The organism is Bradyrhizobium sp. ISRA436 (assembly GCF_029910015.1).
Lineage (GTDB): Bacteria > Pseudomonadota > Alphaproteobacteria > Rhizobiales > Xanthobacteraceae > Bradyrhizobium.
The window spans coordinates 4158404-4183859 of sequence record NZ_CP094519.1; the positions used below are offsets into that span (position 1 = coordinate 4158404).

Annotated in this window: 32 protein-coding genes; 13 read left to right on the top strand and 19 right to left on the bottom strand. The window is 64.3% G+C overall.

The window, feature by feature from the left end:
• Positions 1 to 29 precede the first annotated feature (29 nt).
• On the top strand, positions 30 to 758 hold the full coding sequence (locus tag MTX23_RS19690; RefSeq protein ID WP_280971866.1) for a class I SAM-dependent methyltransferase: 729 nt from the start codon (positions 30 to 32) through the stop codon (positions 756 to 758).
• Between the two features lie 37 nt (positions 759 to 795).
• Here the strand turns inward: MTX23_RS19690 and MTX23_RS19695 are convergent, their stop codons facing one another.
• The gene (locus MTX23_RS19695) at positions 796 to 975 is read right to left on the bottom strand and encodes a hypothetical protein (RefSeq protein ID WP_280971867.1); all 180 of its coding nucleotides are present in this window, start codon (positions 973 to 975) and stop codon (positions 796 to 798) included.
• Positions 976 to 1447: 472 nt separating this feature from the next.
• Positions 1448 to 1930, bottom strand: coding sequence for a septal ring lytic transglycosylase RlpA family protein (locus tag MTX23_RS19700; protein ID WP_280971868.1), 483 nt, complete (start codon positions 1928 to 1930; stop codon positions 1448 to 1450).
• Positions 1931 to 2471: 541 nt separating this feature from the next.
• Here MTX23_RS19700 and MTX23_RS19705 point away from each other — a divergent pair.
• Positions 2472 to 3542: a hypothetical protein gene (locus MTX23_RS19705; protein WP_280971869.1), complete on the top strand. Its 1071-nt coding sequence runs from the start codon at positions 2472 to 2474 to the stop codon at positions 3540 to 3542.
• Positions 3543 to 3659: 117 nt separating this feature from the next.
• Here MTX23_RS19705 and MTX23_RS19710 read toward each other — a convergent pair whose 3' ends face one another.
• Positions 3660 to 4283, bottom strand: a complete 624-nt coding sequence (locus MTX23_RS19710) for a L,D-transpeptidase (RefSeq protein WP_348637493.1) — start codon at positions 4281 to 4283, stop codon at positions 3660 to 3662.
• Between the two features lie 170 nt (positions 4284 to 4453).
• On the opposite strand from MTX23_RS19710, the gene MTX23_RS19715 reads away from it, so the two are divergent.
• Entirely contained in the window at positions 4454 to 4837 is a 384-nt protein-coding gene (locus tag MTX23_RS19715) for a hypothetical protein (RefSeq protein ID WP_280971871.1), read from the top strand.
• A gap of 10 nt (positions 4838 to 4847) precedes the next feature.
• Here the strand turns inward: MTX23_RS19715 and MTX23_RS19720 are convergent, their stop codons facing one another.
• Together MTX23_RS19720 and MTX23_RS19725 are read right to left on the bottom strand one after the other, a co-directional pair.
• Positions 4848 to 5630, bottom strand: coding sequence for an SDR family oxidoreductase (locus MTX23_RS19720; RefSeq protein WP_280971872.1), 783 nt, complete (start codon positions 5628 to 5630; stop codon positions 4848 to 4850).
• A gap of 36 nt (positions 5631 to 5666) precedes the next feature.
• Positions 5667 to 6257, bottom strand: coding sequence for an NADPH-dependent FMN reductase (locus MTX23_RS19725; RefSeq protein WP_280971873.1), 591 nt, complete (start codon positions 6255 to 6257; stop codon positions 5667 to 5669).
• Between the two features lie 177 nt (positions 6258 to 6434).
• On the opposite strand from MTX23_RS19725, the gene MTX23_RS19730 reads away from it, so the two are divergent.
• Both MTX23_RS19730 and MTX23_RS19735 read left to right on the top strand, forming a co-directional pair.
• A complete protein-coding gene (locus MTX23_RS19730) occupies positions 6435 to 6680 on the top strand; it encodes a hypothetical protein (RefSeq protein WP_280971874.1) in 246 nt (81 codons plus the stop codon).
• Positions 6681 to 6848: 168 nt separating this feature from the next.
• Entirely contained in the window at positions 6849 to 8930 is a 2082-nt protein-coding gene (locus tag MTX23_RS19735; RefSeq protein ID WP_280971875.1) for a methyl-accepting chemotaxis protein, read from the top strand.
• 43 nt (positions 8931 to 8973) lie between these two features.
• Here MTX23_RS19735 and MTX23_RS19740 read toward each other — a convergent pair whose 3' ends face one another.
• Positions 8974 to 10137 (bottom strand): acyl-CoA dehydrogenase family protein, encoded by a 1164-nt coding sequence (locus MTX23_RS19740; RefSeq protein ID WP_280971876.1) that lies wholly within the window; start codon positions 10135 to 10137, stop codon positions 8974 to 8976.
• Positions 10138 to 10277: 140 nt separating this feature from the next.
• Complete coding sequence (locus tag MTX23_RS19745; protein ID WP_280971877.1) at positions 10278 to 10646, bottom strand: hypothetical protein; 369 nt, start codon at positions 10644 to 10646, stop codon at positions 10278 to 10280.
• Positions 10647 to 10807: 161 nt separating this feature from the next.
• Here MTX23_RS19745 and MTX23_RS19750 point away from each other — a divergent pair, with 161 nt between their 5' ends.
• Entirely contained in the window at positions 10808 to 11056 is a 249-nt protein-coding gene (locus tag MTX23_RS19750) for a hypothetical protein (protein ID WP_280971878.1), read from the top strand.
• Positions 11057 to 11213: 157 nt separating this feature from the next.
• Here the strand turns inward: MTX23_RS19750 and MTX23_RS19755 are convergent, their stop codons facing one another.
• The 3 genes from MTX23_RS19755 to MTX23_RS19765 all read right to left on the bottom strand — a co-directional run bounded on the left by MTX23_RS19755 (position 11214) and on the right by MTX23_RS19765 (position 14414).
• Positions 11214 to 11459: a PilZ domain-containing protein gene (locus tag MTX23_RS19755; protein ID WP_280971879.1), complete on the bottom strand. Its 246-nt coding sequence runs from the start codon at positions 11457 to 11459 to the stop codon at positions 11214 to 11216.
• 114 nt (positions 11460 to 11573) lie between these two features.
• Complete coding sequence (locus tag MTX23_RS19760) at positions 11574 to 12449, bottom strand: MBL fold metallo-hydrolase (RefSeq protein WP_280971880.1); 876 nt, start codon at positions 12447 to 12449, stop codon at positions 11574 to 11576.
• 342 nt (positions 12450 to 12791) lie between these two features.
• On the bottom strand, positions 12792 to 14414 hold the full coding sequence (locus tag MTX23_RS19765) for an ABC-F family ATP-binding cassette domain-containing protein (protein WP_280971881.1): 1623 nt from the start codon (positions 14412 to 14414) through the stop codon (positions 12792 to 12794).
• Between the two features lie 161 nt (positions 14415 to 14575).
• Here MTX23_RS19765 and MTX23_RS19770 point away from each other — a divergent pair, with 161 nt between their 5' ends.
• Complete coding sequence (locus MTX23_RS19770) at positions 14576 to 15019, top strand: DMT family transporter (protein WP_280971882.1); 444 nt, start codon at positions 14576 to 14578, stop codon at positions 15017 to 15019.
• Positions 15020 to 15061: 42 nt separating this feature from the next.
• Here the strand turns inward: MTX23_RS19770 and MTX23_RS19775 are convergent, their stop codons facing one another.
• The 4 genes from MTX23_RS19775 to MTX23_RS19790 form a co-directional block, all read right to left on the bottom strand.
• Positions 15062 to 15211 (bottom strand): hypothetical protein, encoded by a 150-nt coding sequence (locus MTX23_RS19775; RefSeq protein WP_016843021.1) that lies wholly within the window; start codon positions 15209 to 15211, stop codon positions 15062 to 15064.
• A 97-nt stretch (positions 15212 to 15308) separates the two neighbouring features.
• Positions 15309 to 15995, bottom strand: a complete 687-nt coding sequence (locus tag MTX23_RS19780; RefSeq protein ID WP_280971883.1) for a substrate-binding domain-containing protein — start codon at positions 15993 to 15995, stop codon at positions 15309 to 15311.
• Between the two features lie 5 nt (positions 15996 to 16000).
• The gene (locus tag MTX23_RS19785; protein ID WP_280971884.1) at positions 16001 to 16705 is read right to left on the bottom strand and encodes a hypothetical protein; all 705 of its coding nucleotides are present in this window, start codon (positions 16703 to 16705) and stop codon (positions 16001 to 16003) included.
• Between the two features lie 181 nt (positions 16706 to 16886).
• Positions 16887 to 17921, bottom strand: coding sequence for a glutamine synthetase beta-grasp domain-containing protein (locus MTX23_RS19790; RefSeq protein ID WP_280971885.1), 1035 nt, complete (start codon positions 17919 to 17921; stop codon positions 16887 to 16889).
• A 541-nt stretch (positions 17922 to 18462) separates the two neighbouring features.
• Here MTX23_RS19790 and MTX23_RS19795 point away from each other — a divergent pair.
• Both MTX23_RS19795 and MTX23_RS19800 read left to right on the top strand, forming a co-directional pair.
• Complete coding sequence (locus MTX23_RS19795) at positions 18463 to 18663, top strand: DUF2735 domain-containing protein (RefSeq protein WP_280971886.1); 201 nt, start codon at positions 18463 to 18465, stop codon at positions 18661 to 18663.
• Positions 18664 to 18927: 264 nt separating this feature from the next.
• A complete protein-coding gene (locus tag MTX23_RS19800) occupies positions 18928 to 19671 on the top strand; it encodes a tyrosine-protein phosphatase (protein ID WP_280971887.1) in 744 nt (247 codons plus the stop codon).
• A 13-nt stretch (positions 19672 to 19684) separates the two neighbouring features.
• Here the strand turns inward: MTX23_RS19800 and MTX23_RS19805 are convergent, their stop codons facing one another.
• Positions 19685 to 19882 (bottom strand): hypothetical protein, encoded by a 198-nt coding sequence (locus tag MTX23_RS19805; protein WP_280971888.1) that lies wholly within the window; start codon positions 19880 to 19882, stop codon positions 19685 to 19687.
• A gap of 121 nt (positions 19883 to 20003) precedes the next feature.
• On the bottom strand, positions 20004 to 20699 hold the full coding sequence (locus tag MTX23_RS19810) for an SGNH/GDSL hydrolase family protein (protein WP_280971889.1): 696 nt from the start codon (positions 20697 to 20699) through the stop codon (positions 20004 to 20006).
• A 128-nt stretch (positions 20700 to 20827) separates the two neighbouring features.
• On the opposite strand from MTX23_RS19810, the gene fabG reads away from it, so the two are divergent.
• Positions 20828 to 21508, top strand: coding sequence for a 3-oxoacyl-ACP reductase FabG (fabG, locus tag MTX23_RS19815; RefSeq protein WP_280971890.1), 681 nt, complete (start codon positions 20828 to 20830; stop codon positions 21506 to 21508).
• A 47-nt stretch (positions 21509 to 21555) separates the two neighbouring features.
• On the opposite strand, the gene MTX23_RS19820 is transcribed toward fabG, so the two are convergent.
• Positions 21556 to 21930 (bottom strand): GrlR family regulatory protein, encoded by a 375-nt coding sequence (locus tag MTX23_RS19820; RefSeq protein ID WP_280971891.1) that lies wholly within the window; start codon positions 21928 to 21930, stop codon positions 21556 to 21558.
• A gap of 111 nt (positions 21931 to 22041) precedes the next feature.
• On the opposite strand from MTX23_RS19820, the gene MTX23_RS19825 reads away from it, so the two are divergent.
• Both MTX23_RS19825 and MTX23_RS19830 read left to right on the top strand, forming a co-directional pair.
• Positions 22042 to 22728, top strand: coding sequence for a DUF2161 family putative PD-(D/E)XK-type phosphodiesterase (locus tag MTX23_RS19825; protein WP_280971892.1), 687 nt, complete (start codon positions 22042 to 22044; stop codon positions 22726 to 22728).
• 175 nt (positions 22729 to 22903) lie between these two features.
• Positions 22904 to 23212 carry a hypothetical protein gene (locus tag MTX23_RS19830; protein ID WP_280971893.1) on the top strand — a complete coding sequence of 103 codons (309 nt, stop codon included), beginning with the start codon at positions 22904 to 22906 and terminating at the stop codon, positions 23210 to 23212.
• Positions 23213 to 23292: 80 nt separating this feature from the next.
• Here MTX23_RS19830 and MTX23_RS19835 read toward each other — a convergent pair whose 3' ends face one another.
• Both MTX23_RS19835 and MTX23_RS19840 read right to left on the bottom strand, forming a co-directional pair.
• The gene (locus tag MTX23_RS19835; RefSeq protein ID WP_280971894.1) at positions 23293 to 23916 is read right to left on the bottom strand and encodes a GNAT family N-acetyltransferase; all 624 of its coding nucleotides are present in this window, start codon (positions 23914 to 23916) and stop codon (positions 23293 to 23295) included.
• A 145-nt stretch (positions 23917 to 24061) separates the two neighbouring features.
• A complete protein-coding gene (locus tag MTX23_RS19840) occupies positions 24062 to 24460 on the bottom strand; it encodes a PaaI family thioesterase (protein WP_280971895.1) in 399 nt (132 codons plus the stop codon).
• Positions 24461 to 24635: 175 nt separating this feature from the next.
• Here MTX23_RS19840 and MTX23_RS19845 point away from each other — a divergent pair, with 175 nt between their 5' ends.
• A complete protein-coding gene (locus MTX23_RS19845; protein WP_280971896.1) occupies positions 24636 to 25448 on the top strand; it encodes a cobalamin-binding protein in 813 nt (270 codons plus the stop codon).
• Positions 25449 to 25456 lie beyond the last annotated feature (8 nt).

Here is a 25456-nt window from a genome sequence, read left to right on the forward strand (position 1 = left end):
TGACTTCGTTTCCACGAGCTGCAGCAATCATGGCGCAGAATATTTATGACGATCCCGGTTTCTTCGCCGGCTACAGCCAATTGCCGCGACAGGTTCGCGGTCTTGTCGGCGCGCCTGAATGGCCCGCCATCCGTGCCATGCTACCTGATGTCTCGGGCAAGTGCGTCGTCGACCTCGGTTGCGGCTTCGGCTGGGCGGCGCGCTGGATGCGCGAGCAAGGCGCATCCGCCGTGCTCGGCCTCGATCTCTCGCAGAACATGATCGCGCGCGCGAGGATCATGACCGACGATCCGGCGATCACTTACGAGATCGCCGACCTTGAGACACTCGAGCTGCCGCAAGAGTCCTTCGATCTCGCCTACAGCGCCCTCGCCTTCCATTACATCAAGGATTTCGATCGCCTGACGCGCATGCTGCATCGCGCCCTGACGCCGGGTGGGTCTCTGGTCTTTACCATTGAACACCCGGTCTACATGGCGGCCGTCCATCCGCGCTGGTTGCTCGACGACGACGGCCGCAAGACCTGGCCAGTCAACCGCTACTTCATCGAAGGCGAACGCCGCACCGATTGGTACGCCAAGGACGTGCTGAAATATCATCGTACGATCGGCACGACGCTCAGTACGCTGATCGGCGCCGGCTTCGCTCTCCGCCATGTCGAGGAGTTCTGCCCGACGCCGGAGCAGATCGCGGCAGTGCCTCAACTTGCTGAAGAGCTAGAGCGCCCGATGATGCTGCTGATCTCGGTGCAGCGCTGAAGCAATGGCCAACCGGCGCTACAAGGCTAGCGCCGGCTCACGCGGCCAGCAGCTTGTCGAACTCGTCCGGCGCGTAGGATTTTCCGTCCTTGTCGGTGATCACGACCCGCCATCCCTCGCTCGCCCAGATCCGCGCCTTGGCGACGATGAGCAAGGTGCTTTCCCGTTCAACCCTCACCGTCTCGTTGTCGCGTTCTGCGATCATCTTGTAGGCCAACGCTGAATCCCCTCATGACGCGCGCGCGATATCGGCCACCAGTTGGCAGCGTCTTGGGGCCGCAATTCGCCCGGAGCGTGACAATTTGGTGGACGCCGCGCGCAGCACGGGCCGAGGTCGCAACGTGGGGTCGCGCTTACGCGATCTTTCCCATCAAGGTCGGCATCCTGAGCGCGCGAAGTCGACATTCACGCTGCGCAAGCGCCGCATCTGCGGGCCTTCGAATGCGTGATGCACCCAAAGAAAATCCCCGCCTTCGGCTGAGACGGCGGGGATAAGGTTCATTGGGTAGAAATCCGCGCGTCTGTGAAATCAGAGGCGGGAAGTAGCGGCGACAATTTTATTTGTGCCGGTCGTGCGGACAACAGGATTAAAGCGCGCCCGATCCCGGGACTTTTTCCCGATTACGCGGGCAAAAGTCCCGGACCGCAAGCGTGCTCAGGCTGACGCTCACCCGCCCGCACGCGGGCGCTCACTCCACCACGTCAAGCCTGACATTCGCGAGGCCCTTGCCGACCATGCCGAGCGATTGTGCGGCCGAGTAGGACACGTCGACGATGCGCCCGGGCACATAGGGTCCTCGGTCATTGACGCGCACGGTCACAGAGCGGCCGGTGTTGACGTCGGTGACGCGCAGCTTGGTGCCGAACGGCAATGTCGGGTGCGCGGCGGTCAATTCGCGCCCGTCGAATTTTTCTCCGTTCGCGGTCTGCTGCGCCTCGCTGTAGAAGCTGGCGAGCCCTCGCGATGCAACCTTGGTATCGTCGGCCTTCCTGCGCGATGCGTGGGGCGCGTGCGTGCGCACGACCGCAACCCGCCTCCGCGCCGAGGATGCCGCGCTCCGTGTCGGCTCGGTCGACGCGGTCCGGCTCGCGAGCGCCTGCGAACGTTCGCTGACCACAGCGGATTGCGCGCAGGCCGCGAGCGACGCGGCGCCGATCACGACGGCAAACAAGCGGACTGCCTTTCGCGGATGAGCAGATGAGACCCAAGGCGCAGCGCCAAATGCGCCGCAGTTGACGTCGACGTTCGAAATCACAGCCCCGTCGCGTGACATATTGCATCCCCAACTCGCGCCCCCAGCCCAAGCCGAAAATCCAACATAGGCCTATCAGCCGAATCCAATCGGGGCGGAACGGAGGCGGACGCGACGCGACGCGCCTTGCGGAGAGCGATTTCCGATTGGGTGTGCTGATTGGGACACAACCTGTGCTGGCTATTGGCGCCGGCATTTCCCGAGGCGATGGGCAGGACTCAGTGTGGGGACGCGAGGCGCTAGATGCCTGCCCGGACATCATTCGCCCGGAAACGCCGGCATCGGCGATGCTGCTCGCCCCAATTCGGGTTCCCGAAACACCCCAACCTCTCCACTCTCTCGCCTTGGTTTGGTCAAACCGGACTGGAGTGGTGCGGACAGGGCCAGGGGTCGACACAGGACGTAAATTCGCCGGCCGCCCATTTGCGGTTTGACCTTGGACTGATAGCGGGGACCGCCAATGCAACCGATACTTTCGAAAGACGCTGATCCGCACGACATTTTCGCGATCGAACCTGACTTCACGCCGCGCTCGGACAGGACTGCGCCCGCGCTTGCCCCGGCCGGCACGGGATCGCCGGAGCATCGCGAGCCGCATTTCGGTCCGAGCGCCGCAGCGCACCCATCGGTGCCGCCAGCCGCGCCGGCGCCGCATGTAACGCCGATGTATCACGCCGCCGGAACAGGCGACATCAGGCTCAACCACGCCCCATTCGATTACACGCCGCCATCCAGCAACAAATGGGCGATCCGCCTTTTCTGGTTCCTGTTTGCCATCGCCACCGCGACGGGCGCCGCGGCCTGGCAACACTATGGTGATCGCGCCAAGCAGATGGTCGCGGAGTGGGCCCCGCAGGTCGAGATGCTGACGTCGCTGCTTCCTGGCAAGGCGGCGCCCGCGCCCGACCAGGCGGGCGCACCGGCCACCACCCAAACGGCCGCCGCCGATCAGCAGGCGGCCCAGGCAGCGCCGGCTGCTCCGCAACAGCAACCGGCCGCTCCGCAGCAAGACGTCGCTGCAACGGCGGCTCCCGCGCCTGCCGCGGCACCGGCCCCCGCCGCGCCGGCGGCCGCACCCGCTGCGCCGGCGGCCGCGCCCGCTGCGCCGGCAGCGCCAGCCGCAGTCGCGGCTGCGCCGGACCAAACCCAGTTGCTGCAGTCGATGGCGCACGATCTCGCGTCGATGGGGCAGCAGATCGAGCAACTCAAGGCGAGCATCGACCAGCTCAAGGCGAGCCAGGATCAACTGTCCCAGCGCCTAGCGCGGACGACGGAGACCAGGGCGGTTGAGCCGCGGCCCGCGGCGCGCGGGCGCGCCGCGACACAGCCGCACGCGGCCGTCGCACCACCACCGGTCCGCCGGCCGGCGCAGGCTTACATTCCGCCGCCGCCACCTGCGCCATTGCCGCCGCCCACCGCACCCGCGCCGCAGACTATGGCGCCGCGGCCAGTGCAGTCGGCGCAGCAGCCCGCCGTCGTCGACGCCGACGACGGTGGTCCAGTGGTTCGGCCGCCGATGCCGGTGCGTTGAGGCAGACAGAAGAGCGGACAAGCGTCCGCAAAAACATATGGCGGACGACGTAAGCGTCGCCCGCCACCTTCCGCAAATGAGGACTGATCCGCCTGCCCCTCGCCCGTTGACTGCGAACTAGACGCTCTGTCCCGGCGGCAGCACGACCACCGTCGCGCCCGGCTTGACCCGCTGGTAGAGATCAATCACGTCCGCATTGGTCATGCGAATGCAGCCGGACGAAATCGCCTGCCCGATATATTCGGGCTGGTTGGTGCCGTGGATGCGATAGAGCGTGTCCTTGTTGTCCTGGTAGAGATAGATGCCGCGTGCGCCGAGCGGATTGGCCGGTCCGCCGGGGACGCGCGCCGGATACGGCCCGAGCCGCGCCTGGATCTCCTTGGTCGGAACCCAGTCCGGCCATTCCGCCATCCGGCCGACGGTGGCGACCCCGGAGAAGGCCATCGCCTCCTCGCCGACGGCGACGCCGTAACGGATCGCCTTGCCTCCGGGCAGCACGTAGTAGAGGTAGCGCGCGTCAGTATCGACCAGGATCGTGCCCGGCTGCTCGCGGCGCGTATACTGGACGATGTGCCGCTGGAACCGCTCGGGGATGCTGGCCTGCGCATAAGGCGGATGCGCCAGCAATTGCCGGTCACGCGGTGTCATCGCGGCGTCCGATACAGGCGCAAGCGTTGCTTGCATGCAACCGCCGAGCGCGAGCGATCCTCCAAGCACCACAGCAAGCCCCAACTTTGACACGATCATTCTCCCCTGCGACAACTTGTGCCACATGCGGCCGAAATCGTGCTGAAATCGTGGCAACGCTGCCTGAAACACATCCGTTTGATCGGTTCTTTCCGCAAGTGTGTCCTGGCGGTTGCAGTGAGTTCCCGCGGACGCTAGCCTTGCGGAAAAATCGGGAGGATTTGATGCGATATGCACTGATGTTCGCGGGCCTGATCGTGGCTGCAACGCCGGCCCAAGCCGCCGACCCGCGCGAGGCCTATGTCACGATGGTGCTGCAGGCCTTTGCCGCAAAGGTCGAATGCCCCGGCACCGATCTCGTCTACCAGGACCTCGTGCAGAAGGCGCAGGAGATGCACCTGCCCGACGGCACCACCGAACAGGTGCGCAAGGCGATCGCCTATCTGCACACCGGCGGCAAGATGGGCGAGAAGCAGTCCGATGCGCTGATGACCGAAGTCGCGATCGCAACGCAAACCACCGATCTCGACCAGCGCCGCCTCGGCATGACGACCTGGTGCCACGAGCAGAAGTCGCGGCTCGCGGGTTACATCAGGACCAAGGAGTAGGCGCTAAGCCTCACTCCAGCTCGGGCGACGCAAACCAGTTGGTCAGCGACAGGCCGCCGTCGATCACGATCGATGCGCCGGTGACGTAGCCGGCGAGCCTGTTCGACAACACCGCGAGCGCCATCGGCGCGAGATCCTCCGCATTGCCGAGCCGCCCAATCGGGATGTGCTTCGCGAGCGCGGGATCGGTGACGAAGCCGCCGGCCGCGATTGCGCCGGGCACAAGCGCATTGACGCGGATGCCGTAGCGGCCCCAGCTCTTGGCAAGCTCCTTCACCAGCATGGCCATGCCGGCCTTCGCGGTCGAGTAGTGTGGCAGATTGCGCGGCGTGCCGGCATGGAGCGAGGTGAGCAGCAGGAACGAGCCGGGCGTCTTCGCCGCAATGAGCTTGCGCGCCAGCTCGCGCGACAGATGAAAGCCGGCATCGAGATTGACCGCATGCATCTGCCGCCAGGTCTCCTCGTCGACCGCCATTGCATGGTCGGCCTCGCGCCGCGGCGGCGAAGCGCTGTGGACGAAGTGCGTCACCTGTCCAACCGCCGCTTGTGCTCGCGCCAGCAGCGCGTCGCACGCGTCGCGCCGAGCGAGATCGCCAACCCACGGCACCGCGAGCTCGGGACGCGGTGCGGCCTTGATCGCGGCTGTGATCCGGTCTTCATGCAGATCGGCAAACACGGTACGCACGCCCTCGCCGACCAGCGCCTGCGCGATGGCCCGGCCGATGCCGTTGCCTGCGCCCGTCACCAGTGCGGCCTCGCGCACCGGATCGAACAATGAACTGAAGAGGCTCATGATCTCCGACCTCCGAAAAATCGCCGCGCGCCGCCGTCAGTACGGCGGTGCCTTGCGCGCCCGCTGAGCCTTGGCCGCTTCCATCCACCAGGCGAGGTCATCGGCAAAGCGCGGGAAGGCGCGCTCCAGCGCCTTGCCGCCCTCGCCGATCGGCTTGCCTTCGGCCGACAAGGACTGGCCGATCGGACCGGCAGCGATCGTGCTCGACACCACGACCATGCCCATCTCCGAAAGCGTGCCGTGCCAGGCCGTCGCGGCGCGCGCCCCGGCAAAACGCCCGGCCGAATAGCTCGCGATCGCGGCGGGGCGCCAGAACCATTCTTCGAGGAAATGATCGGTGAGATTCTTCAGCCCCGGCTGGATGCCCCAATTGTACTCGCCGGTAACGAACAGGAAGCCGTCGGCCGCGCGGATCTTCCCGGCGAGCGTCTCGAGCGCGGCAGGCGCCTGGCCCTTGGGATATTCCTTGTACATCCGGTCCAGGATCGGCAGGCCGATCGCCTTGGCGTCGATCAGCTCGACATCGTCGCGGCGGGCACGAAAGCCGTCGACGACGAAATGAGCCAGCCGGATGCCCATCCGGTCGGAGCGATAGGAGCCGTAGAGAACGAGAATGCGATGGGACATGACGGCCGATCCTAGCATCGTGTAGCGGCACCGTCCTGCGGCGCCATGCGCAGGCGTTAACGGCCAATCCCGCCCGTTTTCCGGCCATTAAGCAATCCCCCACCGGCTGCCCGGCGCGGCCCAAAATCGCCAGATTCGTTTTCTGGATATGCATTGCTTCGAGAAGGAGGACCCGACATGCGGATTGCAAAGCTGGTTCTCGCAGGTTCGCTCGCAGCCATCGCTGCTATCGGCGCGCCTGTGTTGGCCAAGAGTTCTGAGCACCAGAAAGCCGACGAAAAGACCACCACATCCGTGGGCTGCCAGGCCTATCAGCAGGCCGCTGACGGTAGCTGGACGCAGCTTCCCTGCGGCGAGGCCGGCTCGAGCGGCGCAACCCAGCATCGTACAGGGACCAAAGGCGCGGACGAGGACGAACACTGACCGAAACGCCGCGCAGGCCGGTGAGCCCGCGGCCGACCCGATTCGACTTTCGGCCTATCCCTGACAGGCTGAGATGCGGCGGCGCGCCGGATCGTCAACCCAAGCTTAATGTGCACCCGGTACGGTTGAGGCTCCCACCTCACTCTCGTCCAGAAGGGCGCACAGCACATGAAAATCGGTACTCTCCTGACGGCCACAATCGTCTCCCTCTCCGCGGTCGGTGGCGGCCTTGCGGCCTATGTCGCAGTGACGAAGTACCAGACGATGGACAAGGCTTCGATCGCGCAAAGCCGGCTCGAAATCGTCCGCGCCGTCGGCGACATTCCGCGCTACATGAACTCCGAGCGCGGCTACTCAACTAACCTGTTGTTCAGTACCGGTGCGATCGACCAGAAGCAGATCGCCGGCCTCGACAAGCTGCGTCATCTGACCGACGGCGCGCTCGCCAAGGTCAATCAGGTGCGCGCCACCCTGCCCGGATCGCTCGACGACGGCGAGGCCGTCGCGAGCGCGATCGATGTGCTGAAGGCGAAGTTTGCCGCGCTCCGCGACTCGATCCAGACCGCAATCGCAGGCCCCGTCGACGCCCGCCGCGCCGCAGCCACCAAGATCGTCGCCGACAACTCCGTGTTCAACGCCGGCGTGACCACGCTGCTCGATGAGCAGGTGCGACGGCTCGCGGGCCTCGACGGCAATGCCTATCGGCAGGCCAACTACGCCAACGTCGCCTGGACGCTGCGCGATATTGGTGGCCTCGATGCCAGCCTGCACAAGGCTATGGTCGGTGCCCGCCGCCCCGCCACCGAGCCCGAGAAGATGGAGCTGTTCCGCAGCAGCGGCAGGACACAGCAGATCCTTTCGACGCTCCAGGAGCTGCGCAACAATCCCGCCACGCCCTCCAACGTCATGACGGCGCTCGGCAAGATGCAGGCCGACTATGTCGAGCGCTTCGGCAGGGCGCTGAAGCTCGCCAAGGAGGGCGCGCTGTCGGGCAAGTATGAGCAGGATGTCGACACCTACTACGCCGAGTCGCAGGTTGGGCTCGCCTCCGTGGTCGGCGTGCGTGACGCCTTCTATGACAATGCCGAGCAAGGCCTCGCCGCCGCGTACTCGTCGGCGCGCTTCAGCTTCGTGGTGGCGCTGGCCGGATTGATCGCGGTCGCCGCCATGAGCGCCGGCCTGATCGTGATGGTCCGCCGCCGTATCCTCACCCCGATCGCCGCCCTCACCGGCCGCATGTCGAGCCTCGCCGCGGGTGACGTCGCCGCGGACATTCCGGGCGCCGCACGCAACGACGAGATCGGCGCGATGGCCTCCGCGGTGCAGGTGTTCAAGGACAACAAGATCGAGGCCGATCGCCTCACCGCCGAGAAGGAAGCCGAGAACGACATCAAGATGCGTCGCGTGCGCGTGCTTGACGATCTCACCCGCGGATTCGAAATCAAGGTCACGGAACTGGTCGGCGGGCTGTCCTCGGCTTCCGGCGTGATGGAGGACACCGCGCGTTCGATGTCCTCGACCGCGACAACGACCAACCGCCAGGCTGCCGTGGTCGCCGCGGCGTCGGAGCAGACCTCGACCAACGTGCAGACGGTGGCGAGCGCGACCGAGGAACTGACCTCCTCGATCTCGGAGATCGCGCGACAGGTCGCGACCTCGACCGAGATCGCCGCGCGCGCGGTCGATCATGCCCGCCGCACCGGCGACACCGCCCGCTCGCTCGCCGAGGGTGCGCAGAAGATCGGCGATGTCGTGACGCTGATCCAGAATATCGCGGCGCAGACCAACCTGCTCGCGCTCAACGCCACCATCGAGGCGGCGCGCGCCGGCGACGCCGGCCGCGGCTTTGCCGTCGTTGCCTCCGAGGTGAAATCGCTCGCCGGTCAGACCGCCAAGGCAACCACCGAGATTTCCGAGCAGATCACCGCGATCCAGACCGCGAGCGACGAGACTGTCACGGCGATCAGGAATGTCGTCGACGTCATCACCGAGATCGACCAGATCGGTACCGCCATTGCGGCCGCGATCGAGGAACAGGGCTCGGCGACCAAGGAGATCGCGCGCAGCGTCCAGGAGGCCGCGCGCGGCACGCAGGAGGTCAACTCCAACATCTCCGGCGTACAGCGCGCCGCCGACGACACCGGTGCTGCGGCAACACAAGTGCTTGGTGCGGCCGAACAGCTCTCGACGCAGTCGAAGGACCTCGCCGGCCAGGTCAACCGCTTCCTCTCCGACGTGCGGGCCGCCTGAGGCCATCGCGGGGCATCGCCCGCGCAGCACGATGGAGAACGCGTTAACCGCCGCGCAACCCGAGCACGCGGCGGGCGATCGCCTGGCGATGGACCTCGCTCGGGCCTTCGTACATGCGCATCAGGCGGGCCTTCTGCCAGAGCGCATTGAGTGACAGTTCCAGCGTCATGCCGAGCGCGCCGAGCGTCTGCATGGCGTGGTCGCAGGCCTCATAGGCCATTTCGGTCGCGAACACCTTGATCATCGAGGCCTCGTGCCGGATATCCTCGCCGCGATCGGTCTTGTCGGCGGCATCGCGTACCATCAGCCGGCAGGCATGCATCCGCGTGGAGATGTCGGCGATCCACCACTGAATCGCCTGGCGCTCCGCGAGTTTGACGCCGAACGTCTTGCGCTGCTTGGCGTGCTCGCACAACATGTCGAGCGCGCGCCTGGTGATGCCGATGCAGGTCGATCCCATCTCGAGCCGCCGCGTGCGCAGCCGCAGCTGCATCGGCGCATAGCCCTTGCCGACCTCGCCCAGCACGGAGTCCTTCGGGATGCGGCAGTTGTCGAACACGATCTCGTAGGTCGAGCCGCCACCGAGCATAGGGATTTCGCGCTCGATGATGAAGCCCGGCGTGCCCTTCTCGACGATGAACGACGTGATGCCGCCCTGCCGCTGGTCGCTGCCGACGCGCGCCATCACGATGATGAAGTCGGCGGTGCGCGCGTTGCTGATCCAGATCTTGCGGCCGTTGATCACCCACTGCTCGCCCTCGAATACCGCGCGTGTCTTCATGCCTGCGGGGTCGCCGCCGGCGCCGGGCTCGGAGATCGCGATCGCCGAGCTCGTCCGGCCCTCGATGTAAGGTTGCATGTATTTCTTCTTCTGCGCGTCGGTGCCGACCGCCTGCAGCATGCGCAGGTTCGGCGTATCCGGCGGCAGCCCGAACGGCACGCAGCTGCGGCCGAGCTCCTCGTTCACCGCTGCCATCGTGCGCGTCGGCAGATCGTGGCCGCCGAGCTCCTCGGGCGCATCAAGGCCCCACAATCCGAGTTCCTTCGAGACATCGCGCAGCCGCTTGCGCTGCTCTGCCGTCAGTTCGGGATAATCGCTGCCGGGCAGCCGTGATTTCAGGTATTGCGGCTCGAGCGGGATGAGTTCGCGATCGACGAATTTCGCGACCGTCTCGCGGATCATGGCTGTTTGTTCATCATCGCTCATCTGACATCCTCGCCTGTGCTGTTGTGTTTCAAGCGACACCAGTAGCGCATTTTGAAGCGGCGCAAACAGCGGAAAGTGCGCGTCGGCCGAGACACAGGCTGCGGGTTTCACGATGCGGAATTCAATATCCCGCAGCGCGGTCAACGATCGCGCAATTGCTCTCTTCGCGCAGGCGCATCGAGCAAATGACCGCGCAGCACGTGACTGTTCGCCTTGAGGAAACGATCGACGATCAGCTCCGAGATTGCCGTGCGTTTCCCGCCGAACAGCATGTGCCCATCGCTGCCGAACAAGTGCGTCCGAACCAGCGTGAAATTGCCGCTGGCCTTCGCGAAAGCGTCCGACAATCTCGTCACCGGTTGCCGGCCGAAAACAATGTGATTGTTGGTTGTGGCCCTGCTCAGTCGGCGAAGCCGACATAGTGGACGAAGCGACTGTTGGCCTCGCGATCGGATCGGGCTCTCCTCAATAGCCGCCCGAGAAACCGGCTGCTTCTTGAAGCTGCGCACGCTTTTGCGTCTCGAACTCCATTCCTTGCATCCTCCATTTGTTCCCCCGAAGGCGAGAATTTTCTCCCGTCGGCTAGGTATTTTACAGCCGGAGGAGCTTGATCGGCCCAAGAATCCGATATCCAATCCGGCCCACTGGTTCGGTTTAGGGAGAAACCCAGATGAAGCGGATTTTCTTGGCTGCCGTGATTGCGACCTTCGCGGCCGGCGCGGCGTTTGCGCAGGACGCCTCCTGCGAAACCAAGGCCGTCGGCAAGGACGGCAAGCCGCTGGCCGGCGCGGCGAAGACCTCCTTCATGAAGAAGTGCACGCATGACGCCTGCGAGACGAAAGCGGTCGGTTCTGACGGCAAGAAGCTCGCCGGCGCGGCCAAGACCTCGTTCATGAAGAAGTGCGAAAGCGGCGCCTGAGCCCGTCGTCGCCTGCTCTCCGGTATCGTCGATTGAGATCAACCTCCGGGCCGCGGCAACGCGGCCCGGAGGAACGGGGTTTGGTCGCCATTAATGTCCGGCAATATCCGGTCGCGCGCGTTCCTGGCAGCCGGCGCCACCTACGCAAGCGCGCAAGTCAGAACGAAACGCCGACGCGCAGCCCCTTGCTCCAGACGCGCCGGCAACGCTTCTTGATATTGCCATGAAGCATTTCGAAACGTTCCGGCAATTGAAGCGCGCGCGGTAATTCGATGCACGCGCCGCCGGCTGAATAGTCCACCAGCCTGCACTCGATCAGCGGCGCCTTCGGTTCAAGCAGAAGCTTGACCGTACTGGGCACTCGACCTGTCGGACGAACACGCGCAAACCGCCGGGGATGCATCACCGTTGCCTTTGGTAGACTCAGCAACAGGCTCGTCGGTGACCGTTAAGAATCCGTTCCAGCGCATGGTTACGGCGCAAATCGGACCGCGAAATGCACCGCCCTGCGTCAGATCTATTCGCGTTCGAACCGATAGTCGAAGCGATCGCCATCGGCCTTGATCAATCCGACCGTCGGAGTCGGGAAATGGATCGGCAGGATCAGCGTGTCGGTCTCTGCCACCGACGCGAAGAATTTCCGCCGCGATACGGCTGACTGTTTCGGGTCCCAATCGGGTTTTGCCGACCAGTCCGGCTCGCGGCACTGGATCGCGTGGTGCATTAGGTCGCCGGCGACGACGGCGCGTTGCCCCTTGGAGAAGATGTTGACGCAGCAATGACAGGGCGAATGGCCCGGCGTCGGCGTCAGCGTCACGGTGTCGTCGAGCGCATAGTCGTCGTCGACCAGCAGCGCCTGCCCGGCCTCGACGATCGGCAGGCAGTTGTCGCGAAACACCGTGCCCGGGGGATTGGCGCCCTTGGCATGCTCGGCCTCCCAAGCCGCATATTCGCGCTTATGGAAGACGTACTTCGCGTTCGGGAAGGTCGGCACCCAGCGTCCGTCGCGCAGCGTCGTGTTCCAGCCGGTGTGGTCGATATGTAGATGGGTGCAGAATACGTAGTCGATCTGCTCGTAGGAGATGCCGAGCGCGAACAGCTCGTTGCGCCAGCGCTCCTTGCCCGGGAAGTCAAACGGCGGCGGATGCCCCTTGTCCTCGCCCGTGCAGGTGTCGACCAGAATCGTGTAGCGCGGCGTGCGGACCACGAAGGTCTGATAGGTGATCACCATCATGCCGCGCGCGGCCTCGAACACCTCGGGCTCCATCGTCCGCAGATGGTGCTTGAACACGGCATCGTCATAGGCCGGGAAGAAATCCTGCGGCCGCCGCCAGGGCCCCTCGCGCTCGATCACCGCATCGATCGTGATATCGCCGATCCTGATCTGTCTCATGGCCGTTCCGCTCCCGGTTTTTGCGAAAGCCTAGCTGGTGGCACAATGCCTCACAAGCTGAGCGCCTTGCGGCGTGCCATGCGCCTTTGCATTGCTTGCGTTATCGATCATCGGCGGCGCGCCGGCGCGGCAGATCAAGGAACGGTTCAATCGCGGGATCGCGGCACAGCTCTCGCGGCTCGTGGTGGAATTGGCCGCCGGAAACGATCCGGGAGCGGCTGCCGGAATTCCAGTCGGGAGACGTCGAAGCGTTCTGCGCGCGCTGGAATGCTTGGGAGAAAGACCGTAGCCCGGATTTCGCTTCGCTGCATCCGGGCTACAAGCGCTACAAGTTAGGCGACGCTAATTCCGCAGCCCCGGCGCCTCCTGTCCGGTGCGCGCGACATATTCGGTGTAGCCGCCGCCGTATTGGTGGATGCCGTCCGGCGTCAATTCCAGCACGCGGTTGGAGAGCGCGGCGAGGAAGTGCCGGTCGTGCGAGACGAACAGCATGGTGCCCTCGAACTCGCTGAGCGCGTTGATCAGCATCTCCTTGGTGGCGAGATCGAGATGGTTGGTCGGCTCGTCCAGCACCAGGAAGTTCGGCGGGTCGAACAGCATCTTCGCCATGACAAGCCGCGCCTTCTCGCCGCCCGAGAGCACCCGACACCTCTTCTCGACGTCATCACCGGAAAAACCGAAGCAGCCGGCGAGCGCGCGCAAGGAGCCCTGGCCGGCCTGAGGAAATGCGTCTTCCAGCGACTGAAACACCGTGCGCTCGCCGTCGAGCAGATCCATCGCGTGCTGGGCAAAATAACCCATCTTGACGCTGCCGCCGATCGTCACCGCGCCGTCATCGGGCTCGGTCGAGCCAGCCACCAGCTTGAGCAGCGTCGACTTGCCGGCGCCGTTGACGCCCATCACGCACCAGCGCTCCTTGCGCCGGATCATGAAGTCGAGCCCGTCATAGATGCGCTTGCTGCCGTAGCCCTTGTGGACGTTCTTCAGGCTCGCGACATCCTCGCCCGAGCGCGGCGCCGGCTGGAACCCGAACGCCACCGTCTGCCGTCGTCGTGGCGGCTCGACGCGCTCGATCTTGTCGAGCTTTTTCACCCGGCTCTGCACCTGGGCGGCATGGGACGCGCGCGCCTTGAAGCGCTCGATGAACTTGATCTCCTTGGCCAGCATCGCCTGCTGCCGCTCGAACTGCGCCTGCTGCTGCTTGTCGGCCAGCGCCCGCTGCTGCTCGTAGAACTCGTAATTGCCGGAATAGGTCGTGAGCTGGCCGCCGTCGATCTCGACCACCTTGTTGATGATGCGATTGATGAACTCGCGGTCATGCGAGGTCATCAGCAGCGCGCCCTCGTAGCCTTTCAGGAACTGCTCGAGCCAGATCAGGCTTTCGAGATCGAGATGGTTGCTCGGCTCATCGAGCAGCATCACGTCGGGCCGCATCAAGAGGATGCGCGCCAGCGCCACGCGCATCTTCCAGCCGCCGGAGAGATTTCCGACGTCGCCGTCCATCACCTCCTGGCTGAAGCCGAGGCCCGCCAGCGCCTCGCGCGCGCGGCCGTCGAGCGCATAGCCGTCCAGCTCCTCGAAACGATGCTGCACCTCGCCATAGCGCGCGATGATGTCGTCCATCTCGTCGGCCTTGTCGGGATCGGCCATCGCCGCCTCGAGGTCCCTGAGCTCGGCCGCGACCACGCTGACCGGCCCTGCCCCGTCCATCACCTCCGCAACGGCGCTGCGGCCGGACATCTCACCAACATCCTGGCTGAAATAGCCGATCGAAATGCCCCGATCGACCGAGACCTGGCCCTCATCGGGCAGCTCCTGGCCCGAGATCATCCGGAACAGCGTGGTCTTGCCGGCGCCGTTCGGACCGACAAGGCCGATCTTCTCGCCCTTTTGGAGCGCGGCTGAGGCTTCAATGAAGAGGATCTGGTGGCCGACTTGCTTTGAGACGTTATCGAGGCGGATCATGCAAACTTGGGGGAAACGGGGAGTTTGCGGCCTCTTAGTCGATCTGGAGCACGGGTGGAAGGGCGTTCCGTGCGTTTCGCGCAATGCCCGTGCGCATGCCGATCATTTGCCAATCAAACGAGACCGGGAATACTGCACCGATCGGTGTTTTGGGGCATCACATGCAAGCCTGGCTTCTCTATCTGCTCGCGCTCGGCGCGGGCATCAGCGTGTCCGTTCAGCAGGTCCTGAACGGCAATCTGCGTTCTGCCTTGAACTCGCCGGCCTGGGCCGGGCTCGTCTCCTATCTCGGGGGCCTGCTGACGATGGTGGTCGTGCTGGTGGTGCTGCGCGAGCCGGCGCCGTCATTCAAGCTCGTGGCGTCGACGCCGTGGTGGGCCTGGAGCGGCGGCATCCTCGGCGGCGTGTTCATCCTGCTGGTGATCCTGCTGTTGCCGTCGCTGGGAGCGGCGACCTTGCTGGCCTTGGTTGTCGCCGGTCAGATGCTCGCGGGCATCGTGATGGATCATTTCGGCGTCTTCGGGCTTTCATCACACCCTGTGTCGGTGTCACGACTGATCGGCATTGCGCTCGTCATCGGCGGCGTCCTGCTGATCAAGGACTGAGGCCGCCACTGTCCGCCCGGCAGCGAGAGTGCGGAAGCGACGTCAGTGCCGCTTGAAGTACTGCACGTCGCGCTCGTGCTTTTCCGCCGCCGCGCGCGACTTGAAGGTACCGAGATTGCGGCGCTTGCCGGTCTTCGGATTGACCTTGCGGGAATAGAGCCGGTACTCGCCGGACCGTAGCTTGCGGATCATGACATGCCCTCGCCAGCATTTGCTTGACGTCAACGACGATGTCGCGGCGAACGTTCCAATCCGGCTAGAAGCAGAGATTGGTCACCGCGCTGCCAATTCAAGGTTCGAGCCCGGTTTCGCGCAGCACAGGCGCGACCGCCGCAGATGACAGATAGCGCAGCAAGTGATCGGCGGTAGCGGCGCGCTGCGAGGCCGTCATGCGCCCGGCGGAGAACACCGCCGGAGTTTGCAAGTTCAGCGGGAGCGGACCGACAACCTCGATCCCGCCGATCTGCTTCAGCTCGCTGATTTGCTGGATCGCAAGATCGGCCTCGCCGGTGACGAGCTTCTCCGCCGTGAATCCGACCGGAATGATCACCGCACGCGCGTTGACCGCTTCCGCGATGCCGAGCCGCTCGATCAATTGTGCGAACAGGATACCACTGGCGCCGAGCCGCGAATACGCCACGGCCCGCGCCCCCAACAGAGTCGCGCGCAGCGCGGCTTCGGTTGCGATGTCGGGATGCACATCCCCCGCCTTCACCGCGAGGCCGACATAGGAGCGCGCGAGATCGACCGCGCTGTCCGGGACGACGCGGCCCTCGCCGGTCATCGCGTCGAGCCCCTCGCGCGTCAGGATCACGACATCGGCACCCTCGCCGCCGCGCAGGCGGTCGAGCAGCGCGAGCGTCGGCGCGAAATCCGCATCGATCCGGACCCGGCTCGCCGCCCGATAGGCGTCGGCGAGCCGCACGACCGCACCCTTCAGCGCCAGTGTCGAAAGCACGCGAACCGAATTGTCCATGTGACTTACGCCCGCCGCATCAGCTTGAGCACCGCCGTGAGGCGCAGGCTGCGCTTGCCGGCGAGCGCAGTGGCTTCGAGCAGGGCGCCCTCTGCGTCGCAGGTGCCGGCAAAGCCGATACCGACGTCGTGGCCGCCGAAGATCGGGTTCTCGCCCACCGCTGGCGTATGCTCCTGGTTCAGCACTTGGCCTTTCCAGCGGCCGTTCTCGGAGGTGTAGGTGCCGAGATAGTAGAATGACGCGTCGCCGCCGACGATGCGGCCATTGCTGAGCAGCATCACGCCGGTGAGGCCGCCATCGACGCCGTCGAGCAGACGAATGTGGATCGAATAGAGCCCGTTGACGATGCCCCCCTCGCCGAGGCCGCCGGCGATCGGGATTTCCTCTTCCGTGATCGGCGTGAGCAATGCCGCGAAGGGCACGCCGGGCAACTCCTTCAGCTCGCCCTGGAAACGATAGAGCTCGCCGTCGGGCCGACCCGTGGCGAGCAAGGTCGCATCGTCGGTGCCGGCCATCGCGCGGTAATTCGGATCGTGATTATGACGAACGGTATTGATCTCGACAGCAACCTTGTCGCCGGACTTCCTGTAGGTGCCGATATGGGCGAAGGCGGAATTGCCGCCAAGCATCCTGCCGTCGCGCGCATACATGACGCTCCGCCCGACCGCATCGCCAAGCTGAAACCGGACCTTGTAGAAGCCCTCGAACAAGCGCCGCGTCCCCGGCAATCACAGTGCAACCGTTGTCTAGCGCGGTTCATAACGTAGAGAAACCGCTTTCGGGGTGAAGCCGCGCAAAGGTGGTGTGCCAAATGCAAAGGTCCGCCAGGGTGCCCCTGGCGGACCGGATTGCGATACCGGCCGGATGCTTCCATCCGGATCGAAGATCGGCTTAGGCCGCAGCCTTCGCGCCGGTCGGAACCTCGGAGATGGTCTTCAGGATCTGCGACGCGATCTGGTAGGGGTCGCCCTGGGAGTTCGGACGGCGGTCTTCCAGATAGCCCTTGTAGCCATTGTTGACGAAGGAGTGCGGCACGCGGATCGAAGCGCCGCGATCAGCCACGCCGTAGCTGAACTTGTTCCACGGCGCGGTCTCGTGCTTGCCGGTCAGGCGCTTGTCGTTGTCCGGCCCGTAGACGGCGATGTGGTCCATGAGGTTCTTCTCAAAGGCCGCCATCAGCTTCTCGAAGTACTCCTTGCCGCCCACTTCGCGCATGTACTTGGTCGAGAAGTTGGCGTGCATGCCCGAGCCGTTCCAGTCGGTGTCGCCGAGCGGCTTGCAGTGGAATTCGATGTCGATGCCGTAGCTCTCGGTGAGGCGCAGCATCAGGTAGCGGGCGATCCACATCTGGTCAGCGGCGGTCTTTGAGCCCTTGCCGAAGATCTGGAATTCCCACTGGCCCTTCGCCACTTCGGCATTGATGCCTTCGTGGTTGATGCCGGCGGCAAGGCAGAGGTCGAGATGCTCTTCCACGATCTCGCGGGCAACGCTGCCGACGTTCTTGTAGCCGACGCCGGTGTAGTACGGGCCCTGCGGCGCCGGATAGCCGGCCTCCGGGAAGCCGAGCGGGCGGCCGTCCTTGTAGAAGAAGTACTCCTGCTCGAAGCCGAACCAGGCGCCGTCGTCGTCCAGGATGGTGGCGCGCTTGTTGGACGGATGCGGCGTCTTGCCGTCGGGCATCATCACTTCGCACATCACCAGCACGCCGTTCTCGCGCGCGGCGTCGGGATAGCATGCGACCGGCTTCAGCACGCAGTCAGAGCTGTGGCCTTCAGCCTGCTGGGTGGACGAACCGTCAAAGCCCCAGAGCGGGAGCTGTTCGAGGGTCGGGAACGACGCGAATTCCTTGATCTGCGTCTTGCCGCGCAGGTTCGGCGTCGGCGTATATCCGTCTAGCCAGATATACTCGAGCTTGTACTTGGTCATTGAGCCTCTCTGTTGATGATGCAAAACCGTGAGGAACCGAAAGCCAGTCGGTCGCCGCACGCGTACCCGGCCACCATCGGCCGGTTCCTGCCAAGCAATTAAAATGCCAGTCGCTGCATTGCGGCACCCGTCCTTGTTGCGGATGTCCACAACGCTCATTGCATTTTTTGCTGCGACATAGCAGCGCGGCTGCCATGCATCCCGATGGGCCAGAATCCGCTTTTTGGAGCCCGTGACCGCCTGATTCTCCAGCAAATCCGGCGAAGACACCCCTTCCAGATTAAAGCAGCGGCAGCGCCGCATGACAGTTTGCGTCCCGCCGCTGGTTCCCTGGCAACCATCACCTCGGCTCAAGCATTGATCACCTGCATCCTGCCTTGCCGAGTGCAAACCGGAATCTGCCTACGAATTGGTCAGAACCTGATTATTTCTTGGTCATCTTGCAGCCGGTCAGGGCTCGGCCAATATCGAAACTAGGTAACCACGCGCGAAAGAGTTGGGCGCACCATGGAGGCTCGCGTTCCGACCAAGGAGGTCTGCGATGATGAATTCGGACTTAAACCAGGGGTCTGCCAAGATCTATCAGTTCCCGGCCGGGGGCCGTGCGGCTCTCGGGGGACGTCGCTACGGCGAGGTCCAGATGTCGCTCGAACTTGCCGCAAAGGTCGAAACCGCCATGTGCAGCGACAGCTGGTATCATCAGGCGGCGATCGACGACGCCAAGCCGGGTCGGGATCACTGATGCCGGCACGACAGAGGGGCGCGATGCCGAAGCGTCGAAGACGTCAGAGCGATAAAGAAGGGTCGGAACCAGGTGTTTCGGCCTTTTTTCATGCCCGCACCGCGACCGAGGCGTCACGTATGCGCGACGTATGCGCGTCTTGGCAGCCAAACACCCCGCGACGAGTTGCATCCGCGGGAATGCAGTCCCGCCATAAGTCATATTCTCCCCCTGATAGGGCGGCTATAGACCAGCGCGAGATCCATCGCTGCAACAGGCCTGCCGATGTCAGAAACCCATGCCCGTCATCTCAATCTCGCCGGCGCCAGCAATTTTCGCGATCTCGGCGGCTACCAGATACGTGACGGGCGGACGGTGCGTTGGCGGCAAATCTTCCGCTCCAACCATCTTGCGCACCTGACTGAGCAGGACATCGCCGTGGTGCGCAGCCTTGGCGTCAGAAGCGCCTTCGATTTTCGCGGCATCGCCGAGCGCTCCGAAGCGCTGTGCGGCATGACTGACATCACAGTGCATTCGCTGCCTGTCGAGCCGACCGTCGTCGCGGCCCTGCGCGCGATCGCAGCACACCGACAGCTTTCGAGCGCGGACGCGTTTGAGGTGATGCGGGACTCCTACCGCAGCTATGTGCAGGACAACACGCCGCGCTACCGCGCGCTGTTTGCGCATCTGCTCGAGGATCGCGCCCCGCTCGTGATCCACTGCACCGCTGGCAAGGACCGCACCGGCTTTGCCTGCGCGCTGATCCTGCACGCGCTCGGCGTGCCGGGTGAGGTGATCGCGGACGACTATCTCCTGACCAACAAGTTCTACAAGCGCGATCCGTCCGCGAGCACCGAGCTTCCCGAGGAGGTCAAGCAGGTGCTTGGCACCGTGCAGCAGCCGTTCCTGAATGCTGCGTACGAGGCGATCGATGCCGACTACGGCGGCCTCGATCGCTATTTCCGCGATGGCCTCGGGCTCGGACAGGCCGAGCGCAAGGCGCTCGAAGGCCGCTATCTGCTGGCCTGATCGTTCGAAGCGCTCAGGCTGCGGCTTCGAGCTCGGCGTCGAGATCGGCGATCACATCCTCGAAAGCCGAGATCGCCTGCTGGATCGCCGCGATCTGCATGAGCTCCCAGTTGCTCACCGGACCTTTGCGATTCTGCAGTGCAACCACGAGTTCGCGCCGCTGTTCCTTAAGCTGAACAAGCGGTAAACCGTGATCCGGAAGATATCCCATAGCTAATCCCCTTCCTTGGTCGGACTCCTCTTTTACGGATAGGGTTCTGCGATCGACTTACGGAACTGCTGCAAATTTTACCGAACGGGTCTTGCCCCGTAGTCTTACGCAATCGCCAGCCTTACGAAATCGCCTCTGGCGCCAGCGCCTGGTCGATCGCACCGAACAGCGCCTGCGTCACGCAGTTGGTTGCCCATTCGCTGGTGTGCAGATGCTCCTGAGCGCCGTCGTCGAGCTCGGCCAGCGGAATCCCGTCGTCGACCCACCGCTTCATCAGGGCGAAGCGACGAAACAAATTGATCTGCTTGCTTGCGGTGACCTCGGCGATCATCGGCATGATCGTGTTGGCGAGCTTGAGCGCGTCGGGCGTCCCGATGATCGCTTCAGTGTACTGTGAATCCATCACCATGACATCGAGCGGAAGCGCTGCGAGCACATCGAGTCCCGCTTCGAGCGAGGCTTTCACCTCGGCTGGATTGTAGCTCTTGTAGACGGCATTGGTGCCGACCTGCCAGATCACCAGTACCGGCGTTTCGGCAACGACGTCGGACTCGATGCGGGAGAATTCCTCAGGTGCCTCCTGCCCGCCGATCCCGCGGTTGATCACGTCGATCATTCGGCCGAAGAAGCGTTGCCGCAGCAGCATTTCGAGGCGCGGCGGGAACGGCAAAACGCCGTCAGCGCCGGCCGTCGATGACGATCCAAGCGCCACCACCTTGACCTTGCGCTGGCGCTTCAAGGCATCGGCGAAATGCGGCAGTCGGTGATCCAACTTGACGATATCGGGATGGGTTTCGCATGGCCTCGGCCCGGGCATCGCAAACATCCTTTGCGTGAATGAATAGCTGAATACCCGCAATAGGAGCGGAAAATCGCGGCATTGCAAATGAAATCCGCCTGATCATAGTGGGTGGCACCTGCCTTTTTGCCTGTACGGAGGCCGTCATGAACGGAAAAGCCATCGTCATCACCGGTGCACTTGGTGCGCTTGGCAAGGTGGTCGCCGAAGAAGCCCTCGCGCGCGGCGCGCGCGTCGCCGGTATCGATCATGCAGCCTCGCAGCTTGCGGCGACGCCCAACCGCATCGAGCTCGGCAACGTCGATCTTACCGACGCCGCGGACGCCAAGGCGGCGATCGACAAGGCGGCCGCGCATTTCGGCCAGCTCGATGCACTGATCAACATTGCCGGAGGCTTCACCTTCGAGACGATCACCGAAGGCGATCCCAAGACCTGGCAGCGAATGTATGCGATGAACGTGATGACGGCCTTGAACACGTCGCAGGCGGCGATCCCGCATCTCGTCAAGGCGGGAGCCGGCCGTATCATCAATATCGGCGCGCTGGGCGCCTTGCAGGCCGCGTCCGGCATGGGCCCTTATGCCGCCTCGAAGGCCGGCGTGCACCGCCTGACGGAGTCGCTTGCCGCCGAGCTCAAGGGCAAGGTCACCGTCAACGCCGTGCTGCCGTCGATCATCGATACCGCGGCCAATCGCGCCGCCATGCCGAAGGCCGATGTCTCCAAATGGGTGACGCCAAAGGAGCTTGCCGACGTCATCCTGTTCCTTGCCAGCGACGCCGCGAGCGCCGTCACCGGCGCGTTGCTGCCGGTCAACGGACGGGTCTAGAGCGCTGTTGAGCGAAGCGCGCATCGGCGCGGTCTGCATCACCTCGATCAGTCCGGGATCAGGAGGCGCAGCTTCGACTTGAAGCGGATGCTCTGCTTGCCGGCGAGCGCAATGCCATCGCCTTCGGCGGTCTCGTCGGTATACGTGCCGGTAAATCCGATCGTCACGACCTTGCGTTCCCACACCGGCCGCTCACCATAGGTCGGCGAGTGTTCCTGATTGGTGACCTCGCCCTTCCATTTGCCGTTTGCCGAGGTGTAGCTGCCATAGGCGTAGAAGAACGAGTCGCCGCCGCGCATCTGGCCGTCACGCAGCACCATGACGCCCTGATTGCCGCCTTGAACGCTGTCGAGGAATTCGACGGTGATGTGATAAAGCCCGTTCCGGATCATCGAACTGGTCGCGCCTTGTCCCGTCGGCAACCATAGCCGCCCGGATCCATCATGGGCAAATCCCGTTCGCGTCGGCCGGCCCGATTCCGGGCTATGCTGTCGCTATGAGTCGCGGCGAAAAGCGCCGCCGGAGCCTGTCCGTTGGAAACCGCGCTTTATTTGCCCGTCAAACGCTTCCTCGAAAAGCTCGGCTTCACGGTCAAGGGCGAGATCGGCGGCTGCGATCTCGTGGCACTGATCGGCGACGATCCGCCGGTTGTCGTGATCGGGGAACTCAAGCTCGTCTTCAATCTCGAACTGATCCTGCAGGCGGTCGATCGCGCCGCCGCTGCGGATGAGGTCTGGATCGCTGCGAAGATATCGGCCCGCGGCAGGGGCCGCGAAAGCGATGCGCGCTATCGCAATCTGTGCCGACGGCTCGGCTTCGGCATGCTCGGCGTCACCAGCACCGGCGACGTGGAGGTGCTGGTGAAGCCGCCGACCGCCGCCCCCCGCCGCAATCCGAAAAAGCGCTCGCGCCTGATCGCCGAGCACCAGAAGCGCAAGGGCGATCCGGTCATGGGCGGCTCGACACGCGCGCCGATCATGACGGCCTATCGGCAGCAGGCGCTCGCCTGCGCCTCGGCGCTGTCGGACGGACCGCGGCGCGTGCGCGATCTGCGAATCGACATTCCCGATGCCGGTAAGATTCTGCTGCACAATGTCTATGGCTGGTTCGATCGCGCCGAGCGCGGCATCTATGTACTCACCGATGCCGGCCGCGCCGCGCTGAAGCGCTGGCCGCAGCGGCCGGTCGATCTCTCAGACGCGGCGGGAGCCGCGCCCTAGGACGCGGAGATGTCGTGATGGCGCTGACAGATCCGACTGCGACCCCGATCGAACTTTCTCGCGCTCACAAGATTGAGAGACTCTGGTTGCATGGCTGGATTGCCATCTCACTTTCATATTGCAATGCAACATAAGGCCACCTACGTATCTCCCGCGATTCAAATATGAGGCGGCGATGAGCGGAGACTGGAACACCAAGTATGGCCCCCGACGCGTGCGGCATGATCCGCCGACGCTGGAGGAAGCGATCTTCGCGGCTGTCGGCATCACCGACGATCTCGAAGCCCAGGCCGAGATCGCGTCAGCCCTGATGGGCCTGCCCTACGATGACGTGCTGGCCGAAGTGAAGAAGACCGCGCGCGTCAGCGCCCGCACCGGCACCGCGACCCGTGTCATCGCCGGCGAACAGGGCGCGCAGCGCTCCGTCGTGGTCGAGCGCCGCGTCGTCCGGCGTTTCGCGACCGACAAGCGCACCGGCACCTGAAGACCAACAACTGATTGCTGAAAACAAAAGGGGCAATTCGCTGAGCGAATTGCCCTTTCGCTGTTGCTTCAACTACGGGATCAGGCCGCCCGGCCCCAGCCGGACACCTGCATCACCATCCGCCAGTAGGCGCGGTTCATGTCGACGATCGCGCGCGCGGCCTCGACCGGGGTCACCATCGCAGGTGCCGGCACCGGCTCGGGCAGGCTGTGTTCGCTCAGGTCGATGCTTCCGGTGGACTCACCGTGACGGAAGGTGAGCTGCGCGCCGAACTTGGTGGCCAGCGCCCGCATCGCGTCGTTCTGCGCCCCGGTGGTGATGCGCAGGCTGGTGTAGCCTCTGGCGTGCGCTTCGGCGATCAGCTTGCGAAACAGAATGCTGCCGACGCCCTTGCGCCGCACCGACCGCTCCACGCTGAAGGCGATCTCCGGCTGCGCGTCCGGCGATTGCTCCGGCGGATGCAGCTCGGCCGCGCCGCGAACGACGCCATCCTCGAAATAGGCGATGACGACGGTGCCGTCGTTGGCGCACCGCTCGGCGTAGCGACGGATGAAGTTGTCGTCGATGAAGCCATGAAAGCGATCATGACGGCTGGTTCGATCCAGTCTCAAGAGATGATCGCGCAGCAGAGGGAGCTCCTCCTGCTGGCTCAATGTCCGCACGGTGCCCTTGGCGAGCGTCGAACGGATGGAATGGTGGTTCATTTCATAACTCCTCTTGGTAGCCCTCGAGGAGGCGTCGAGTCCCTAGCATCAACTATATTGTGCAACGCACAATATAGTTCAAGACGCGAGATTCACATAATCGTTACATATTGAATTCGCTAGAGAAAATCGATCATACCTTCTACTATAATACCATTTGCGTTTGTATGACCACGGCAACCAGCTTGCCATCCTCGGTTTCGAGTCGGGTCTGCCAGACCTGAGTCCGCCGTCCCCGGTGAACCGGTGTTGCAGTGGCGATCACGGTGGCTCCCTCCTTGGCGCCGCCGATGAAATTGGTCTTGCTCTCCAGCGTCGTGGTGCCCTTGGCGTCCTCGGACAGGTTGATCACGGTCGCGGCTGCCCCGACCGAATCCGCGAACGCCATCACCGCGCCGCCATGGATTGTATGATTGAGGGTGCAGAGCTCCGGCCGCACGACCATCCTGGCGACCACGCGATCGTTGTCGGCTTCGGTGAAGGTGACGCCCTTTAGTTCCGCGAACGGCATCTTCATCGACTGGATCTTTTCAAGCAGGGTCATCAGGTCCTCCGGCATCGCGTTTTGATGATGTCCGCCGAACATGGACGCGCCGGGTAAATCAGGCAATGACGTCGGAGGTAATGGACCCCATGACAGCTCCCGCCAATTCCCGAAGCCGCGATTCCTTGATGCGGACCGGTGCCCGCTTCACTCGAAAGCGCTATGCAGGTCGGCGATGCGCAATTTCCCTCCCAGCCGGATCGTCTGCCTGACCGAAGAGACGGTCGAGACGCTGTATTTGCTCGGCGAACAGGACCGGATCGTCGGCGTCTCCGGCTATGCGGTGCGGCCACCGCAGGTCCGGCGCGAGAAGCCCCGCGTTTCGGCCTTCATCTCAGCGGACATTCCGAAGATCCTGGCGCTCGCGCCCGATCTGGTGCTCGCCTTCTCCGACCTGCAGGCCGAGATCGTCGCTGATCTCATCCGCGCTGGCGTCGCCGTCCACGTCTTCAACCAGCGCGACCTCGCCGGCATCTTTGCGATGATCCGCACCCTGGGCGCGATGGTCGGTGCCGCCGATCGCGCCGAGCAGCTTGCGACAGACCTCGAGCGACGGCTTGCGGCGATCGCGGCAACGCCGCGCCCCGCGCCGCGGCCGAGGGTTCCGCGGCCGAGGGTTTATTTCGAGGAATGGGACGATCCCCTGATCAGCGGCATCGGCTGGATATCCGAGCTGATCGAGATCGCCGGCGGTGAGGACGTGCTGCCGCATCTGCGGATGCACAAAGCGGCCCGCGACCGCATCGTCGCGCCGGACACCGTGCGCGAGACGATGCCCGACGTGATCCTGGCGTCCTGGTGCGGCAAGAAGGTCGTGCCCGACCGCATCCGCAAACGTCCCGGCTGGGGCGACATCCCGGCGGTGCGCAACAATCGCATCGTCGAGATCAAGTCGACGATCATCCTGCAGCCCGGTCCCGCCGCGCTGACGGATGGACTCGATGCGATCGTCAGAGCGTTGTGGCCGAATGTAAATCCCTCATCCTGAGGAGCCGC

Excerpts from the sequence above, each read along its gene's own strand:
- MTX23_RS19705 (WP_280971869.1), top strand. The coding sequence starts at position 2,472 with ATGCAACCGATACTTTCGAAAGACGCTGATCCGCACGACATTTTCGCG.
- MTX23_RS19735 (WP_280971875.1), top strand. The coding sequence starts at position 6,849 with ATGAAAATCGGTACTCTCCTGACGGCCACAATCGTCTCCCTCTCCGCG.
- MTX23_RS19790 (WP_280971885.1), bottom strand. The coding sequence starts at position 17,921 with ATGACCAAGTACAAGCTCGAGTATATCTGGCTAGACGGATATACGCCG.
- fabG (WP_280971890.1), top strand. The coding sequence starts at position 20,828 with ATGAACGGAAAAGCCATCGTCATCACCGGTGCACTTGGTGCGCTTGGC.
- MTX23_RS19830 (WP_280971893.1), top strand. The coding sequence starts at position 22,904 with ATGAGCGGAGACTGGAACACCAAGTATGGCCCCCGACGCGTGCGGCAT.
- MTX23_RS19750 (WP_280971878.1), top strand. The coding sequence starts at position 10,808 with ATGAAGCGGATTTTCTTGGCTGCCGTGATTGCGACCTTCGCGGCCGGC.
- MTX23_RS19840 (WP_280971895.1), bottom strand. The coding sequence starts at position 24,460 with ATGACCCTGCTTGAAAAGATCCAGTCGATGAAGATGCCGTTCGCGGAA.
- MTX23_RS19805 (WP_280971888.1), bottom strand. The coding sequence starts at position 19,882 with ATGGGATATCTTCCGGATCACGGTTTACCGCTTGTTCAGCTTAAGGAA.
- MTX23_RS19835 (WP_280971894.1), bottom strand. The coding sequence starts at position 23,916 with ATGAACCACCATTCCATCCGTTCGACGCTCGCCAAGGGCACCGTGCGG.
- MTX23_RS19810 (WP_280971889.1), bottom strand. The coding sequence starts at position 20,699 with ATGCCCGGGCCGAGGCCATGCGAAACCCATCCCGATATCGTCAAGTTG.
- MTX23_RS19715 (WP_280971871.1), top strand. The coding sequence starts at position 4,454 with ATGCGATATGCACTGATGTTCGCGGGCCTGATCGTGGCTGCAACGCCG.
- MTX23_RS19770 (WP_280971882.1), top strand. The coding sequence starts at position 14,576 with ATGCAAGCCTGGCTTCTCTATCTGCTCGCGCTCGGCGCGGGCATCAGC.
- MTX23_RS19720 (WP_280971872.1), bottom strand. The coding sequence starts at position 5,630 with ATGAGCCTCTTCAGTTCATTGTTCGATCCGGTGCGCGAGGCCGCACTG.
- MTX23_RS19780 (WP_280971883.1), bottom strand. The coding sequence starts at position 15,995 with ATGGACAATTCGGTTCGCGTGCTTTCGACACTGGCGCTGAAGGGTGCG.
- MTX23_RS19755 (WP_280971879.1), bottom strand. The coding sequence starts at position 11,459 with ATGCATCCCCGGCGGTTTGCGCGTGTTCGTCCGACAGGTCGAGTGCCC.
- MTX23_RS19690 (WP_280971866.1), top strand. The coding sequence starts at position 30 with ATGGCGCAGAATATTTATGACGATCCCGGTTTCTTCGCCGGCTACAGC.
- MTX23_RS19765 (WP_280971881.1), bottom strand. The coding sequence starts at position 14,414 with ATGATCCGCCTCGATAACGTCTCAAAGCAAGTCGGCCACCAGATCCTC.
- MTX23_RS19760 (WP_280971880.1), bottom strand. The coding sequence starts at position 12,449 with ATGAGACAGATCAGGATCGGCGATATCACGATCGATGCGGTGATCGAG.
- MTX23_RS19800 (WP_280971887.1), top strand. The coding sequence starts at position 18,928 with ATGTCAGAAACCCATGCCCGTCATCTCAATCTCGCCGGCGCCAGCAAT.
- MTX23_RS19775 (WP_016843021.1), bottom strand. The coding sequence starts at position 15,211 with ATGATCCGCAAGCTACGGTCCGGCGAGTACCGGCTCTATTCCCGCAAG.
- MTX23_RS19795 (WP_280971886.1), top strand. The coding sequence starts at position 18,463 with ATGATGAATTCGGACTTAAACCAGGGGTCTGCCAAGATCTATCAGTTC.
- MTX23_RS19845 (WP_280971896.1), top strand. The coding sequence starts at position 24,636 with ATGCGCAATTTCCCTCCCAGCCGGATCGTCTGCCTGACCGAAGAGACG.
- MTX23_RS19730 (WP_280971874.1), top strand. The coding sequence starts at position 6,435 with ATGCGGATTGCAAAGCTGGTTCTCGCAGGTTCGCTCGCAGCCATCGCT.
- MTX23_RS19725 (WP_280971873.1), bottom strand. The coding sequence starts at position 6,257 with ATGTCCCATCGCATTCTCGTTCTCTACGGCTCCTATCGCTCCGACCGG.
- MTX23_RS19740 (WP_280971876.1), bottom strand. The coding sequence starts at position 10,137 with ATGAGCGATGATGAACAAACAGCCATGATCCGCGAGACGGTCGCGAAA.